We start from the raw sequence: 14,444 nt of genomic DNA on the forward strand, positions 1-14,444 counted from the left end.
CCCGAGAAACCACTAGTTACAAACTAAACCACTCGTATATGCGAAACGCACAGTGTATGGCGGTGGCCACCTCGGCGGCGGCCGCGCCGGCGAACAACAGCGTCAGGACCACCCCCGCCTGCAGCCGTACCGGCCACCACCCGCCCCTCAGCAGCAGCACGCCGATCATCGTGACGACGAGCAGTGCGTCGAAGGCGGCGGGGTAGAGATACGCGAGGTCGGCGGGCGCCCTGCCGGCCAGGGCGAGGGCGCGCAGGTCCTCGAAGGAGAGCACGCAGGCCGCGGCGGTGAGGGCGGCCACGCCGACTCCGGCGACGGCGATTCCGGCACGGCGCAGGGCGAGGACTGTCCTGCTCGGTTCGGCGGCGGCGGTCAGGGGCGGGGACGGGCGGGAGAGCGGGTCTGCCGCCGCGGGGGATTTGGCGTCCATGGCTCTTCGAGCCTACAGAATCGACACCCGGCATGATCGTCCGTATCGCTTCCGGGTATGTCTTCTACCCGGTGCTCTTTCACGGACTGGCTGAGGGACATTCGCCGCTAATGGTCAGAAAATCCTCTAGTGGGTGTCTTCAACGTCCCGCAACCTGGCTTGTGAGGGGAGGTGAGGTATTAGCCTTGCCCTCGTGAGCCTGCAGCTATACGACACCAGCGTACGCACCGTCCGCGAATTCGTCCCGGTCGAACCCGGCCGGGCCTCGATCTACCTGTGTGGTGCCACCGTGCAGGCTCCCCCGCACATCGGGCACATCCGCTCGGGCGTCAACTTCGACGTGCTCCGCCGCTGGATGATCAGGTCGGGCTACGAGGTGACCTTCTGCCGCAACGTCACCGACATCGATGACAAGATCATCAGGGTCGCGGCGGCGGAGAACGTGCCGTGGTTCGCCGTCGCCGAGCGTAACCAGAGGGCCTTCACCTGGGCCTACGAGGTGCTGGGTTGCCTGCCCCCGACCGTCGAGCCACGGGCCACCGGCCATGTGCCCGAGATGATCGAGCTGATGGACCGGCTGATCGCCGCCGGCCACGCCTATGCCTCCGGTGGCGACGTCTACTTCGACGTCATGTCCTACGCCGACCGGTACGGATCGCTCTCCAACCAGAAGCTTCAGAACATGCGGGCCGCGGGTGACACCGAGACCGACTCCTGCAAGCGCGACCCGCGTGACTTCGCGCTCTGGAAGGGCGAGAAGCCCGGCGAGCCGACCTGGCCGACCCCGTGGGGCCGAGGCCGCCCCGGCTGGCACCTGGAGTGCTCGGCCATGGCGACGAAGTATCTCGGTTCGACCTTCGACATCCACGGTGGCGGCGTCGACCTGATCTTCCCGCACCACGAGAACGAGCTGACCCAGTCCCAGGCGGCGGGCGACGGCTTCGCCCGCTACTGGATGCACAACGGCATGCTCAAGATCGGCGCGGAGAAGATGAGCAAGTCGCTCGGTAACTCCCTGCTGATCCCCGAGGTCACCAAGAAGGTCCGCCCGGTCGAGCTCCGCTACTACCTGGCGGCCCCGCACTACCGTTCCTCGATCGAATACTCCGAGGAGGCGCTCTTCGAGGCCGCCACGGCCTACCAGCGCATCGAGGGCTTCGTCACCCGCGCGGCCGAGGTCATCCACGACGTCGACGCGCACGCGCCGCTCCCGGTGGCCTTCTCCGAGGCTCTCGACGACGACCTGGGCACCCCCCAGGCGCTCGCCGTGGTGCACGAGGTGGTCCGCGAGGGCAACGTCGCGCTGGCCCAGGGCAACAAGGAGCAGGTCGCCAGGCTGCTCGCCGAGACGCAGAATATGCTCGACGTCCTCGGCCTCGACCCGCGCTCGGAGCAGTGGCGCTCCACAGGCGGCGAGACCGGCATGCGGGCGACCGTCGACGCGCTGGTCGCCGTCGCCCTGGAGCAGCGGCAGGCGGCGCGGGTACGCAGGGACTTCTCGGCGGCCGACGGCATCCGTGACCAGCTTTCCCGGGCCGGGATCCACGTCGAGGACACCCCCCAGGGCACTCGCTGGGAACTCTCGCGGTAAAACCAGGCCGTACGCTATAGACCATGGCTGGTGGGGGTAAAGGGTCCGGGCGACCCGCGAAGAAGAAGAGTCCGACCAAGGGCACCGGCGGCAACGTCCGCCGAGGCCTGGAGGGCAGGGGGGCCACCCCGCCGGCGCACATGCGGCACTGGCACAAGGACAAGGCGCGCGCCGAGCGGATCGAGCGCGAGGAGAAGACCGGCAGGTCCGCCTCCCCGCGTGCCTCGGCTCGTCCGAGGCGGAGCGACGACGCGCCCGAGCACATCGGCGGGCGCAACCCCGTGGTCGAGGCGCTGCGGGCCGGAGTCCCGGCCAGCACGCTCTACGTGGCCCTGCGCATCGACAACGACGACCGCGTCAAGGAGGCGGTCCGCATCGCCGCCGACCGCGGCATCGCGATGCTGGAGGTCGGGCGGGAGAAGCTGGACCGACTCACCGAGGGGGGGATCCACCAGGGCATCGCCCTGCAGATCCCGGCGTACGACTACGCCCACCCCGACGATCTGGTCCGGATCGCCCGGGACGCCGCGGAGGTGCCGCTGATCGTCGCCCTCGACGGGGTCACCGACCCTCGCAACCTGGGTGCCATCGCCCGCTCGGCCACCGCCTTCGGCGCCCACGGCCTGGTCGTCCCCTCCCGCCGCTCGGCCGGTGTCACCGGTGGTGCCTGGAAGACCTCGGCGGGCACGCTGGCCACCCTGACGGTCGCCCGTGCCGCCAACCTCACCGCCACCCTGCGGGAGTACCGGGAGGCGGGCCTGTTCGTGATCGGCCTGGACGGCGAGGGCAAGGTCGACATCGGCGAGGCCAACCTCCTCGACGGCCCGCTGGTCGTCGTCGTGGGCTCCGAGGGCAAGGGCCTGTCCCGCCTGGTCCGCGAGTCCTGCGACCTGGTCGTCCGCATTCCGATGCACGCCGCGGCCGAGTCCCTCAACGCGGGCGTCGCCGCCGGCATCGCCCTTTACGAGGTCGCCCGCAAGCGTCGTTCCTAACGGTTCGCAATCGTCGCGGCATACCTCGGTGACGTGTGAGGCTCGAGCCGACTACAATCGTCTGGCGACCATGCCGACGTAGCTCAATCGGCAGAGCGACAGTCTTGTAAACTGTAGGTCAGGGGTTCGATTCCCCTCGTCGGCTCGCAGGTGAAAGGCCAGGTCAACCGATATCCGGTGACCTGGCCTTTCGCCGTTCAGGGGAACTTTATGATCTTCCGTGCCCGATGGCTGCTCGTGCCCGCCTGCCCGTGCCCCCTTGCCCGAAGGTGAGACGGTCACCGACGTTCAGGTCTTCGGCCGGCGTTTGCGGCCCGGCGCAGCCCATGATCGACGATCAGCCGGGACGGCAAGTGGTCACGCCTTCAGGTGCGTGTGCTGGAGCGCGCCCTGCCGTACGCCTCCGCTACGGGGGCGCCGGTGACGGCGCACCGTGCCCTACCTCAGTGCCGCGCCAACCAGCGGCCTGCCGCCGCCCAAACGTTACGCGGCGCTTCGGGCATATCCCCTTGCGCCGGCTCGTGTCGGTCGCGCTTCGCATTCGCGGTATGCAGTGCCCGAACAGCCAGGCCGACGTTCATGACCATGGCGAGCATCAAGACGGTGAACCCCAGCCGGCCCAGAACGCTCCATGGTTTGTACGGACTCACCTGGTAGTGCGCCCGAACCATCGATTCCATGCTCAGGAGTACCGCTGCGATCCCACACATGACCGTAGGAAGAAAAAAGAGAGCTCGTTTGCGCACGGGATCAATTATGGGTTCTGGTTGTTCTCTCTCTAAGAACCGCCATGTGTGTGAAGTGCTCTGACCGCGGGCTCCCTGCGGCATTCTTAGGTTCGGCAGCGCTCGCTCTCACCACTGGATACCTCTCCGCGCGCCCCAGGTGATCACCCCGACAATCAACACGAAGAGCAGCCCCCGGCTCGCCCATAAGGCCCAGTCGAGCGGCCCCGTCGTGTGGGGGTCCCCGCCGTCCGTGGCCGCGAGCAGTGAGAGAATCAACGACAGCTCCGTCGCCATCACCAGGAGCATGGCCGCCGAGAACATGAGCAGACGGTTACGCGGCTCATCAGGCGCTTCCTCCGGCTCGCGCTCGTCATACTCATGCCTGCGGGCCCTGCGAAAGCTTTTCACGGCCACCGCCAGTGCAAGAGCCATGCCCGGAACCGCGGTGACCAAGGCCGCCCAGAAGAACGGTCCACGCACATAGGGGTCTGCCCCGCTCATCCACTTGAGGCCAAGAATCACCACCGACAACAGCAGTACGCCCGCAAGTGGTTTGAACGGGCCGGGCGGTAATTTCCTGAACACGCCGTGACTATGTCGATTACCCGTCCCCTCACCCAAGAGCAGCCTCCGGCGGGGGCGTTTCGGCCCCAGATGATCGCGATCGAAAAGACCGGGAAGCCCAGGTGACCGGGGTGGCGCCTGATCTGCCTGTCCGCCCCGCCGCATCCCGGGTGAGCGCCCCTTTCAGCGCCAAAGGCCGGCTCTCGGGTGGAGGTGAAGGGGGCGTGCGGGATATGCCGGGCTCTTTCGAGGTCGGCGCGCTTCTGGCCTGACGCGTGATCGGAAGAGCCGGGTGCCGGAGACACGGCCTCCCGAAGGCTTGCACTTTACGTCATCAAATGACTACTCTGTGTAAAAAAGATCTTGAGGGCCTTCGTGCCGGTCGCCGGCACCCTGCGGGCCCACCCGTCGGGCACTCGGCGAGAGTTCGGTTCGCCCGTGAAGGGGGCTGAGCGGTGACCGGAAGGCTTCGACGTGTGATCGTCGCGTTCCTGATGGTGGCGGGCGTGACGCCGACGGTGGGGCCGGGGGCTTCCGGGGCGCCGGGGGCGGCTCCGGACTTCTCGCTGACGGTGAGCCCGCCACGGCTGGTCGTCGCCCCGGAGGAGATCGACGAGCCTCAGTCGTTCCAGGTGGCGAACAGGGGGCGGTTGCCCGTCGACGTGGTCGTCGACAGGGTGGGCTTCGCCATGGACGGGTCCGGGAAGATGCTCTTCGAGCGTGACGCACCCCGCTCGGCCGCCGGCTGGCTCAAGGTCAGGCCGGCGAGCTTCCGTCTCGCCCCCGGTGCGGAGCGGGGCGTCACCGTACTGATCGACCCTCCGCTGGAGCCCGAGCACGGCGAGCACCAGGTGGCCCTGCTCTTCGTGGCCCCGGCAGGGGCCGGTGGGGGCAACATCAAGCTGAACCGGGCGATCGGAACGCCGATCTACATCACGGTTCCGGGGCCGATCGACACGTCCGTGCGCATCGGCGACCTGCGCACCTCCGGTGCCTTCTCGGCGGGCGGCCCCGTCGACTTCACCACCACCGTCGACAATCTCGGGACCGTTCACCGCGACTTCCTCGGCACCCGTGCGCTGAAGGTGGAGGTGAACGGGTACGAGGTGCCGTTTCCCGACTTCACCCTGCTCAGGGGAGACAGCAGGGACATCACCGTCAGATGGGCGGATCCGCCGTTCATGTGCCTCTGTCATGCGACGGTGTCGGTCTCCGGGACCAACGGGACATCCCAGCGGAGCGCGACTTTCGTCATCCTTCCCCTGCGCCTCCTCGGGGCGCTGATCGTGGTGGCGCTCGTGCTGTACGTCATCGCCTGGCTGCCGCGCCGTCGTCGGGTTCGGGCGCTCGGGGCGGATCGGGCCCCGAGCGGGCGCGCCGACCGCGATCGAGACGACCTCGACCGGGCCGACAGCGGGGTTTGAGAGTGCGGCGTGTCTTTGGGGTCACGGGCCGACCGAGCGGCAGAGGGCGGTGGCGTCCGGGGAGCGGGCTTCCTGCCCATGATGGGCGAACCAGCTGTTTCTCTCCGAATTCGGCCTTCCCGGGGAGCGGGTTGGGGAGGCAACCCTGTGGATTTGCTCCGCACGAGTGGCTCTTAGTCACATACTGAGACGCTAGATAAGCGGAAAGTGACCGACGAGGGGCGCGGCGGTGGCGGTAACGACTCTTCAGCGAGTCCGCACGGGGCGGGGCGGCTGCGACATCACCAGGGAGGAGGCGATCCGGTCCGACGTCGACGTCACCGTGATCGTCCCCCTGCACAACTGCCGGCCCTATCTCGACAGGTGCCTGACCTCGCTGCTGATCCAGCGGGTCGCCCTGGAGGTGGTGGTCGTCGACGACGGTTCCACCGACGGCGGTGCCGCGCTGCTCGACCTGTACGCCTCCTGTCACCGCGGGGTGATCCGCGTCGTCCGGCAGGAGGCCTCCGGCGGCGCTGGGCGCCCGCGCAACGTCGGCCTTTCCCACGCGCGCGGCAGGTACGTCTTCTTCTGCGACGCGGACGACTACCTCGGCCCCCAGGCGCTGGAGCGGATGCTCGCGATGGCCGACCGCAACGGCTCGGACATCGTGCTTGGGAAGATCGTCGGTCATGGCCGCAAGGTGCCGATCTCGATGTTCAGGGAGAACGCCGAGCGGGTGCCGCTCGGTGACAGCGCGGTCTACAACAGCCTGAGCTGCTTCAAGCTGTTCCGCAGGGAGATGTTGGAGCGGCACGCCATCCGTTTCGACGAGACGCTTCTGGTCGGCGAGGACGTCGTCTTCACCACCCACGCCTACTGCCACGCGAACGTGATCTCGGTGGTCGCCGACTACGACTGCTACCACCTGGTCGCCCGGCCCGACGGCACCAGCATCATGCAGCGGCAGGGGAGCCGCGACCCGGTCTCCTGGGTGCGGATGATCAGGCGGCCGATCGAGTTGATGCTCGCCCACGTACGGCCGGGAGACCTCCGCGACCACCTCCTGCGGCGGCACTTCCGGATGGACGCCTTCGGCAACCTCGGCAGGCCCTTCCTGGACGCCGGGGAGGTCGAGCGCAAGGAGATCGCCGCAGAGGTGGCCGACATGTGCGAGCGGTGGCTGACCGACGGGGTCCGCGACCGGCTCCCCGCGATCGACCGGAGCAGGATCGCCGCACTGGAGGACATCGACCGCCTGGTGCGGCTGGCGCACATCGAGTCGGCCTCGGTCCGCAGGGAGCTCACCGCGCTCCGCTGGGAGCGGGAGGGAAGGCTGGCGATCTCCGGCAAGGTGGCGCTGAGCACGCTGGAGCGGTACGACCGCCCGGAGATCGTCGGCGGTGACCTCGCCCTGGTGCTGCGGCGCAGGCACGCGGGCGCCGGCCCCTTTGACGAGGTCATGGTCCCGGTGACGGGCGACTGTGCGGAGTTCACCGGGGTCGTCGACGTCACCGGCCTGTCCTCCGGCGTCTGGGACGTTCACGTGGGTGTCGCCTTCGAGGGCGTTCCCCGGCTCGCACGCCTGGGCTTCGACAGGGACGGACTGACCGCACTTCCGGTGCCGCCCGCGCCGCGAGTGGTCGGCGACGTCGTCGCCCTGCCGTACTTCACCCGCCCCTACGGCAACCTCAGCCTTGACATCGGCGGTCACGTGGTCGCGGTGCCGGGCGGCGCGAGGCTGGTGCGCGCCCGCTGGGCGGCGGGGCACCGGCTGGTGCTCCACGGTGAGGTCACCGTGGGCACCGCCGCTCCGGCGGCGGACGCGGTGCGTTACCTGGTCTGGCGGGAGCGCGAGTCGAGCCGGGAGCGGCGTGAGCCGGTCACGGTCGGCGAGGACGGCACGTTCACGGCCTGGCAGGCGATGGGCCGGCTGGGGCCCGGTACCTGGGACGCCTACCTGGAGATGGACCTGGGCGGGCCGCCCGCGCGCTTCAGGATCGAGGCGGTGCCCGAGATGATCGAGCAGCCGCGCACCTGGTGGCGTGGTGCGACCCGGTGGAGCGTCAGGCCCTACGCCACGGCGGGCAAGGGGCGGCTCAGTACCGTGGTCCGCACCCTCGGCCCCCGGACCTTCGTCAGGCGCATCGTGCGTTGACGGCGCCTGGGACCGCCGCGAGCCCGGTGCCATGCGGAAGTCACCGGACCTTCGCCGGGCGTTAATGCCAATACCTTGCAACTACAAGCCCATGGCCTAAAGTGGAGCCAAATCCGCGCTTCGGAGGCTTGTCGTGCACGTACCCGATGGCTTTTTCAACGCGGCTGTGTCGCTGTCGGCGGGGGTGGTCGCGGCTGCGGGCGTGGCCGTCTGCCTGCGCGGCGCTCGCCGTGAACTCGACGACCGCACCGCCCCCATGGCGGGCCTGGTCGCCGCCTTCGTGTTCGCCGTCCAGATGCTCAACTTCCCGGTCGCCGCGGGTACAAGCGGCCATCTCCTTGGCGGTGCGCTCGCCGCGATACTCGTCGGCCCGTATACGGCGGTGCTGTGCGTGGCGGTGGTCCTCCTCGTACAGGGGTTCTTCTTCGCCGACGGCGGCCTGACCGCGCTCGGCGTCAACATCACGCTGCTGGGCATCGTCGCGGTAGTGGTCGGGTGGGGCGTCTTCCGGCTGATCACCCTGAGCGTGCGGGGCAGGGGAGCCGTGGTGGCGGCCTCGTTCGTCGCGGCGCTGGTCTCGGTGCCCGCCACGGCGCTGATCTTCACCCTGTTGTTCTGGGTCGGCGGCACCGCGCCCATCGAGATCGGCACGGTCGCCGCGGCCATGGGCGGCGTGCACCTGCTCATCGGCATCGGGGAGGGCCTGATCACCGCGGTCACCGTCAGCACCGTCCTGGCGATCCGGCCCGACCTGGTGTACGGCGCCAGGGAGCTCGTCGCGCCGCTGGTCCTGCGCGGCGCGGGCGGCGAGGTGACCGTCACCTCGGAGTCCCCGGCGTCCCCGGCGTCCTCGGCGCCGGTCGCCGCGCGCCGTCGTGGCTGGTTCCTGCCCGCCGGCATCGCGGTGGCGGCGCTGCTGGCGGGCGTGGTCAGCTTCTACGCCTCCTCCTCGCCCGACGGCCTGGAGCGGGTGGCCGAGGACAAGGGTTTCAGCGGACAGGCGGCCGACCACTCGCTGGGCGAGCAGCCGCTCGCCGACTACGGGGATGTGGGCGGCATCCCGGTGGGGGTGGCCGGTCTGATCGGCGTCGGGGTGACCCTCGCCGTCGGCGGCGGGCTGTTCTTCACGGTGCGTCGCCGTGGCGAGGGCAGTGACAGGAAGGTCTCCGTCTAGTGGGAACGGGCCACCACCATCGGCTCCACCGGCCGGGCGACACGCTCGTGCACCGGTTGCCACCCCAGTGCAAGCTGGTGGCGGTGGCCGGGTTCGCCCTGGTGGTGGTCGCCACCCCGCGCGAGTGGTTCTGGGCTTTCGGTCTGTACGCCGTGCTGCTGGCCGCCGTCGCGGTGGCCGCGCGCGTCCCGGCGGGATTCCTGCTGCGGCGGATGGTGGTCGAGGTGCCGTTCGTGGTGTTCGCGCTGGCCATCCCGTTCATCGGGTTCGGCGAGCGGGTGACGTTCATGGGACTCTCGCTCAGCGTCGCCGGTCTGTGGGCCGCCTGGAACATCCTGGCCAAGGCGACCCTGGGCGTGGTCGCGAGCGTGCTGCTCGCGGCCACCACCGAGCCACGGCTGATACTGCTGGGCGCCCAGCGCCTGAAACTGCCGCCGATGCTGGTGCAGATCGCCATGTTCATGCTCCGCTACCTGGACGTGATCCTGGAGGAGATGCGCCGGATGCGGGTGGCGCGGGAGTCACGCGGGTTCGCGGCCAGGGACGTGCGGCACATCCCAGTGATCGCCAGATCGGCGGGGGCACTGTTCATCCGCTCGTACGAGCGGGGCGAGCGGGTGCACCTGGCCATGCTCAGCCGGGGCTACACCGGCTCGATGCCGATCATCCAGGATCTGTCCGTCGCGTCGCGGCAGTGGCTCGTCGCCGGTATGTTGCCAGGTGCGGCGCTTGCCGTGCTGCTTGGGAGCTGGGGGGTCGCATGACCGCGCCGCCTTCGTTGGAGGTGAGCCGCCTGGCGTACGCGTACCCGGACGGTACGCAGGCGCTGTTCGGCGTGGACTTCCGCGTGGAGCGCGGTGAGCGGGTCGCGCTGCTCGGGCCGAACGGCGCGGGCAAGACCACACTGGTGATGCACCTCAACGGCATCCTGACCGCCGGCCACGGCACGGTGGCCGTAGCGGGGCTGCCGGTCGGGAAGGGATCGCTCAAGGAGATCCGCAGGCGGGTCGGGCTGGTCTTCCAGGACCCCGACGACCAGCTCTTCATGCCGAGCGTCCGCGAGGACGTGGCCTTCGGCCCGGCCAACCTGGGGATCACGGGCGAGGAACTGGAGCGCCGGGTCAAGGACGCGCTGGAGCGCGTGGGCATGCTGGAGACGATCGACCGGCCGCCGCACCACCTGTCCTTCGGCCAGCGCCGCCGGGTCGCGGTGGCGACGGTGCTGGCCATGGAGCCGGAGATCCTGGTGCTCGACGAGCCGTCGTCCAACCTGGACCCGGCCTCCAGGCGAGAACTCGCCGAGATCCTCAGGGGGCTCGACGTGACGGTCCTGATGGTCACCCACGATCTGCCTTACGCGCTGGAGCTGTGCGAGCGCTCGCTCATCCTCTCCGGAGGGGTCATCGCCGCGGACGGGCCGACCCGTAAGATCCTCGCCGATGCCGATCTGCTCGCCGCCCACCGGCTCGAACTGCCCTACGGTTTCGCGGCCTCCTGACCCCGGGACGTCTTGGCCGCAGATTCCTGTGAAGAGTCGTGCACGACCTCGCGTGCCGTGGTGGCGAAGTAAAGTGGGTCTGCCCTGGGCGCGAGGAGGACTGATGAAGCTACGGCTGGCTCGCCGCGCGATCGGCGACGCCGTGGTGGTGGCTGTCGAGGGCGAACTCGACCTGTTCACCGCTCCCTTCCTGCGAGACGAGGTCCGTGACGCGATCAAGCTGGACGGTGCGCGACTGGTTCTCGACCTCACCGACCTGTCCTTCATGGACTCCAGCGGGTTGTCGGTGCTGATCGAGGCGTGGCGGCTGGCCACGAGCGGTGGCGGTGGGGTCTGCCTGGCCGCTCCCCAGGCGCCGGTGGCCCGGATCCTCCGCACGACGGGGCTCGACCGGCGGATCAAGGTCTATCCCGACGTGAGCACTGCCGTCGGAGAGATCTAGGCTCCATTCCGCGGACCTTGCCGTGGTGGGGTGCCGTCTGACCGACCGCAGTAGGCAAGGGGTCCAGGAGCCAGGGCCTGGCATCGGAGAGATTTAACCCACCCCGAGTAGAACTTCATTCGGTCCGCGGGTTAAAGTCCGCTCATGGACTTGAACGGAGCAGCAGCAATCATCTCGGGCGGTGCCAGCGGCCTCGGCGAGGCCACGGCCCGCGACCTCGCCGCGCACGGTGTCACCGTCGTCATCGCCGACCTCAACGAGGAGCGGGGCAAGCCCCTTGCCGACGAGCTCGGCGGCGTCTTCGTCAAGACCGACGTGTCGGACGAGGCGCAGGTGCAGGCGGCCGTGGACGCGGCCGTGGCGACCGGCAAGCCGCTGCGTGTCGTGGTGAACAGCGCGGGCATCGGCTGGGCCAGCCGGACCGTGGGTCGCGACGGCTCGCCCCATGACCTGGCCCCCTACCGCAAGGTCATCGAGGTCAACCTGATCGGCACCTTCAACCTCATGCGCATCGGCGCCGCGGCGATCGCGAAGACGGAGCCGGTCGACGCGGACGGCCAGCGCGGAGTGGTGATCAACACCGCCTCGGTTGCGGCGCTGGAGGGGCAGACCGGCCAGGTCGCCTACTCGGCGTCCAAGGGCGGCATCGTCGGCATGACCCTCCCTGCCGCGCGTGACCTCGGCGCCATCGGCGTGCGCGTCAACACCATCTGCCCGGGCATCATCGACACCCCGATCTACGGCTTCTCGCCCAACGCCGAGGAGTTCAAGGCCAAGCTCGTGGCCCCGGTGGTCTTCCCCAAGCGGATGGGGCTGGCCTCGGAGTTCGCGCACCTGGTCCGCTCGCTGATCGAGAACGACTACATGAACGCCGAGACGATCCGTTTCGACGGCGGCATCCGCTTCCAGCCCAAGTAGGAGTCATCCGGTGTCTGACGAGGTTCTGGTCGAGGTGGACGACGGCGTGGCCGTCATCACGATCAACCGGCCCAAGGCCAGGAACGCCATCAACGGCAAGGTCGCCAGAGGCGTCGCCGCCGCGCTGGACGAGTTGGAGGAGCGCAAGGACGTGGTCGCCTACGTCCTTACCGGTGCCGGTGGCACGTTCTGCTCGGGTATGGACCTGAAGAGTTTCGTGACCGGGGACTTCCCGGTCGTGGAGGGCAGGGGATTCGGCGGGGTGGTCGAGACGCCGCCGAAGAAGCCGCTCATCGCCGCCGTCGAGGGTTACGCCCTGGCCGGAGGCTGCGAGCTGGCGCTGGCCTGCGACATCATCATCGCCTCCGAGGAGGCCAAGTTCGGGCTGCCCGAGCCCAAGAGGGGGCTGGTCGCGGGGGCGGGTGGCGTGATGCGGCTGCCGCGCCGCATTCCGTACCACATCGCCATGGAGATCGCCCTGACCGGCGACCACTTCCCGGCCTCCCGGCTGTACGAGGTCGGCCTGGTCAACCACATCACGCCCGTGGGTGAGGCGCTGGCCAAGGCCGTCGAACTCGCGAAGAGGATCGCGGCCAACGCCCCGATGGCGCTCGCCGCGACCAAGCGCGTGATCGTGGAGTCCGCGGACTGGAGCCTCGACGAGATGTTCAAGAAGCAGGGCGAGATCATCAATCCGGTGTTCGGTTCCAAGGACGCCATGGAGGGTGCGGTTGCCTTCGCCGAGAAGCGCGCCCCCCAGTGGAAGGGCGAGTAGACCCCCTTCGGATTCCGGAGGGAAATCGCGAGCCGGGTGTGATCGATGGATCACACCCGGCGCGTTCATGACCGGGAATGCGTACGGTAAAGGTGTGGACAGGTGCGGCGGGGGCACTTGACATCCCACGACACCGCTCCAAGGCCAGGAGAGTGAATGAACGACTACGCGACCGGGATGACCCCCACCGGCCGATCCTCCGGCGACCTCCTGAAGCGCAGGGCGGGAAACCTGGCGGCGGGCGCGCTGGGCGCCGCGATCATCAACGTCCTCCTGGTCAGTGTCATGTGGGTGGTCGAGATCGTCGACTACGTGCTGCCGGGGGAGGGAACGCTCGACGTCTACGGCATCCGGTCCTGGGACCCGGAGAGTCTGGGCGGCATCCTCCTCGCCCCCTTCCTGCACGGCGGCTTCGGCCACCTGATGGCCAACTCGCTGCCCCTGCTGATCCTTGGCTTCCTCGCCGCGCTGCGGGGGATCGGCCGCTACCTGGCCGCGAGCCTGATCATCGTCCTGGTCAGCGGCCTGGGCATCTGGTTCGTCAACGAGCCGAGGGTTCTCACGGTCGGTGCCAGCGGCCTGGTCTTCGGCTACTTCGGCTTCGTCGTCGCCCGGGGCCTGTTCGACCGCCGCGCCCTCGACATCGTGATCGGCGTCGGCGTGGCGATCACCTACTACTCGATCATCTGGGGGGTGCTCCCCGGGGAGGCGGGCATCTCCTGGCAGGGGCACCTGTTCGGCCTGATCGGCGGCGTCATCGCGGCCTGGGTGCTGCGCCGCAGGCGCCCGCGGGATGTCTCTCCCGCCTACTGAGCCTCCGAACTCCTTCGCCCTGGTCGCCGCACGTCGCCGCCGCCCTTTCTGCCCGCCGAGTCCCGCCGTACGCCGTCCTCCGCGCCGCGCGGGCTTGCAGCCACCCGGCCGGCTCTTGGGGTTTCGCCCAGAGATAGGTGCTGTGCGGGGCTGTAAGGGCTCTGTAGGGCTTTGTAATGCTGCGGGAATGTTCGGGGTTAGATGAGGCGGTGTGCGCGCTCCAGGGGCGAATAGCGGTGATCTGGAGTGCGATCTGTTAAGAGGGTCGACATTCACCAGCTATGGCCGCATCGATGGATTTAAGTAACAATATGACCAAATTTCATGTGTGACCCTGCCTGGCTGCGTGCCCGTACATGTTCTCCAGGGCCATCCGCTGCCGGGCGCGACCCTCGAAAGGTGGCCGCGGGTGAACCTGGGATCCCTGGAACGCGCGATCATGGACGTGCTGTGGGGCTGCAAGCAACCACTGCTGGTCCGCCAGGTGCAGGACATGCTGAACCAGGACGCGGAACGGAGCCTGGCCTACACCACGGTGCAGACCGTCGCCGAGCGTCTCGTCAGGAAGGGCCTGCTGGAGAGGGCACCCGTGCGCAACGCCTTCCGCTACACCGCCAGCCGCTCCAGGGATGAGCACGTGGCGGGGCTGATGCTCGCGGCCCTGGCGGGTAGCCCGGACCGGGCCCCTGTGCTCTCGCGGTTCGCGGAGGGAGTGGATCCGGACGACGCCCTGCGCCTGCTGCACGAACTGGCCCGGCGCGCGGGGGAGCAGGCGTTCACTCCGGGGGCGGGCGGGCCGCCGGGCGCCCTGCCCTAGGCCCTGTCCTGTGGATCTTGCCGTGGCGAGGATCGGTCAGGTGGTGTCTCGCAAGGCGGAGGAGGGAGCCGCAGCGTGCTGCGGTGACCGACGACAACGCGGCGAGGCGCCGCCTGACCGACCGCAGTAGGCAAAAGATCC

At 69.1% G+C, this 14,444-nt stretch carries 15 protein-coding genes and 1 tRNA gene; 13 read left to right on the top strand and 3 right to left on the bottom strand.

The features are described from left to right. Positions 1 to 16 precede the first annotated feature (16 nt). On the bottom strand, positions 17 to 430 hold the full coding sequence (locus tag ABZ260_RS31445; protein WP_355625066.1) for a DUF2637 domain-containing protein: 414 nt from the start codon (positions 428 to 430) through the stop codon (positions 17 to 19). A 193-nt stretch (positions 431 to 623) separates the two neighbouring features. On the opposite strand from ABZ260_RS31445, the gene cysS reads away from it, so the two are divergent. From cysS to ABZ260_RS31460, 3 genes are all read left to right on the top strand, one after another. Next, entirely contained in the window at positions 624 to 2,021 is a 1,398-nt protein-coding gene (gene cysS / locus ABZ260_RS31450; RefSeq protein ID WP_355625068.1) for a cysteine--tRNA ligase, read from the top strand. A 23-nt stretch (positions 2,022 to 2,044) separates the two neighbouring features. Beyond that, entirely contained in the window at positions 2,045 to 3,013 is a 969-nt protein-coding gene (gene rlmB / locus ABZ260_RS31455; RefSeq protein ID WP_355561095.1) for a 23S rRNA (guanosine(2251)-2'-O)-methyltransferase RlmB, read from the top strand. A gap of 72 nt (positions 3,014 to 3,085) precedes the next feature. Further along, positions 3,086 to 3,158: transfer RNA gene (locus ABZ260_RS31460), tRNA-Thr, on the top strand. 298 nt (positions 3,159 to 3,456) lie between these two features. On the opposite strand, the gene ABZ260_RS31465 is transcribed toward ABZ260_RS31460, so the two are convergent. Continuing rightward, complete coding sequence (locus ABZ260_RS31465; protein ID WP_355625070.1) at positions 3,457 to 3,693, bottom strand: hypothetical protein; 237 nt, start codon at positions 3,691 to 3,693, stop codon at positions 3,457 to 3,459. A gap of 174 nt (positions 3,694 to 3,867) precedes the next feature. Then, positions 3,868 to 4,326 carry a hypothetical protein gene (locus ABZ260_RS31470; RefSeq protein WP_355625072.1) on the bottom strand — a complete coding sequence of 153 codons (459 nt, stop codon included), beginning with the start codon at positions 4,324 to 4,326 and terminating at the stop codon, positions 3,868 to 3,870. Positions 4,327 to 4,781: 455 nt separating this feature from the next. Between ABZ260_RS31470 and ABZ260_RS31475 the strand changes: the two genes are divergently transcribed. The 10 genes from ABZ260_RS31475 (at position 4,782) to ABZ260_RS31520 (ending at position 14,303) form a co-directional block, all read left to right on the top strand. After that, positions 4,782 to 5,729, top strand: a complete 948-nt coding sequence (locus ABZ260_RS31475) for a hypothetical protein (RefSeq protein WP_355625074.1) — start codon at positions 4,782 to 4,784, stop codon at positions 5,727 to 5,729. Between the two features lie 229 nt (positions 5,730 to 5,958). Beyond that, positions 5,959 to 7,866, top strand: a complete 1,908-nt coding sequence (locus tag ABZ260_RS31480; protein ID WP_355625076.1) for a glycosyltransferase family 2 protein — start codon at positions 5,959 to 5,961, stop codon at positions 7,864 to 7,866. Between the two features lie 133 nt (positions 7,867 to 7,999). Continuing rightward, positions 8,000 to 9,040, top strand: a complete 1,041-nt coding sequence (locus ABZ260_RS31485) for an energy-coupling factor ABC transporter permease (RefSeq protein WP_355625078.1) — start codon at positions 8,000 to 8,002, stop codon at positions 9,038 to 9,040. Then, positions 9,040 to 9,804, top strand: a complete 765-nt coding sequence (cbiQ, locus tag ABZ260_RS31490; RefSeq protein ID WP_355625080.1) for a cobalt ECF transporter T component CbiQ — start codon at positions 9,040 to 9,042, stop codon at positions 9,802 to 9,804. The genes ABZ260_RS31485 and cbiQ overlap by 1 nt, the downstream gene beginning before the upstream one ends. After that, positions 9,801 to 10,538, top strand: a complete 738-nt coding sequence (locus tag ABZ260_RS31495; protein WP_350911277.1) for an ABC transporter ATP-binding protein — start codon at positions 9,801 to 9,803, stop codon at positions 10,536 to 10,538. Before cbiQ ends, ABZ260_RS31495 begins: the two co-directional genes overlap by 4 nt. Before the next feature lie 103 nt (positions 10,539 to 10,641). Then, a complete protein-coding gene (locus ABZ260_RS31500) occupies positions 10,642 to 10,980 on the top strand; it encodes an STAS domain-containing protein (protein ID WP_350911279.1) in 339 nt (112 codons plus the stop codon). A 144-nt stretch (positions 10,981 to 11,124) separates the two neighbouring features. Next, on the top strand, positions 11,125 to 11,898 hold the full coding sequence (locus ABZ260_RS31505; protein WP_355625082.1) for an SDR family NAD(P)-dependent oxidoreductase: 774 nt from the start codon (positions 11,125 to 11,127) through the stop codon (positions 11,896 to 11,898). Between the two features lie 10 nt (positions 11,899 to 11,908). Beyond that, positions 11,909 to 12,673 (top strand): crotonase/enoyl-CoA hydratase family protein, encoded by a 765-nt coding sequence (locus tag ABZ260_RS31510; protein WP_355625084.1) that lies wholly within the window; start codon positions 11,909 to 11,911, stop codon positions 12,671 to 12,673. Between the two features lie 156 nt (positions 12,674 to 12,829). Continuing rightward, entirely contained in the window at positions 12,830 to 13,486 is a 657-nt protein-coding gene (locus ABZ260_RS31515; protein ID WP_355625086.1) for a rhomboid family intramembrane serine protease, read from the top strand. Positions 13,487 to 13,895: 409 nt separating this feature from the next. After that, a complete protein-coding gene (locus tag ABZ260_RS31520) occupies positions 13,896 to 14,303 on the top strand; it encodes a BlaI/MecI/CopY family transcriptional regulator (protein WP_355561062.1) in 408 nt (135 codons plus the stop codon). Positions 14,304 to 14,444 lie beyond the last annotated feature (141 nt).

Source organism: Streptosporangium sp. NPDC006013 (genome assembly GCF_040614275.1).
Taxonomy (GTDB): Bacteria; Actinomycetota; Actinomycetes; order Streptosporangiales; family Streptosporangiaceae; genus Streptosporangium.

Coding starts and splice junctions, on each gene's coding strand:
- rlmB (WP_355561095.1), top strand. CDS start 2,045: ATGGCTGGTGGGGGTAAAGGGTCCGGGCGACCCGCGAAGAAGAAGAGT.
- ABZ260_RS31500 (WP_350911279.1), top strand. CDS start 10,642: ATGAAGCTACGGCTGGCTCGCCGCGCGATCGGCGACGCCGTGGTGGTG.
- ABZ260_RS31445 (WP_355625066.1), bottom strand. CDS start 430: ATGGACGCCAAATCCCCCGCGGCGGCAGACCCGCTCTCCCGCCCGTCC.
- ABZ260_RS31465 (WP_355625070.1), bottom strand. CDS start 3,693: ATGGAATCGATGGTTCGGGCGCACTACCAGGTGAGTCCGTACAAACCA.
- ABZ260_RS31515 (WP_355625086.1), top strand. CDS start 12,830: ATGAACGACTACGCGACCGGGATGACCCCCACCGGCCGATCCTCCGGC.
- ABZ260_RS31495 (WP_350911277.1), top strand. CDS start 9,801: ATGACCGCGCCGCCTTCGTTGGAGGTGAGCCGCCTGGCGTACGCGTAC.
- ABZ260_RS31505 (WP_355625082.1), top strand. CDS start 11,125: ATGGACTTGAACGGAGCAGCAGCAATCATCTCGGGCGGTGCCAGCGGC.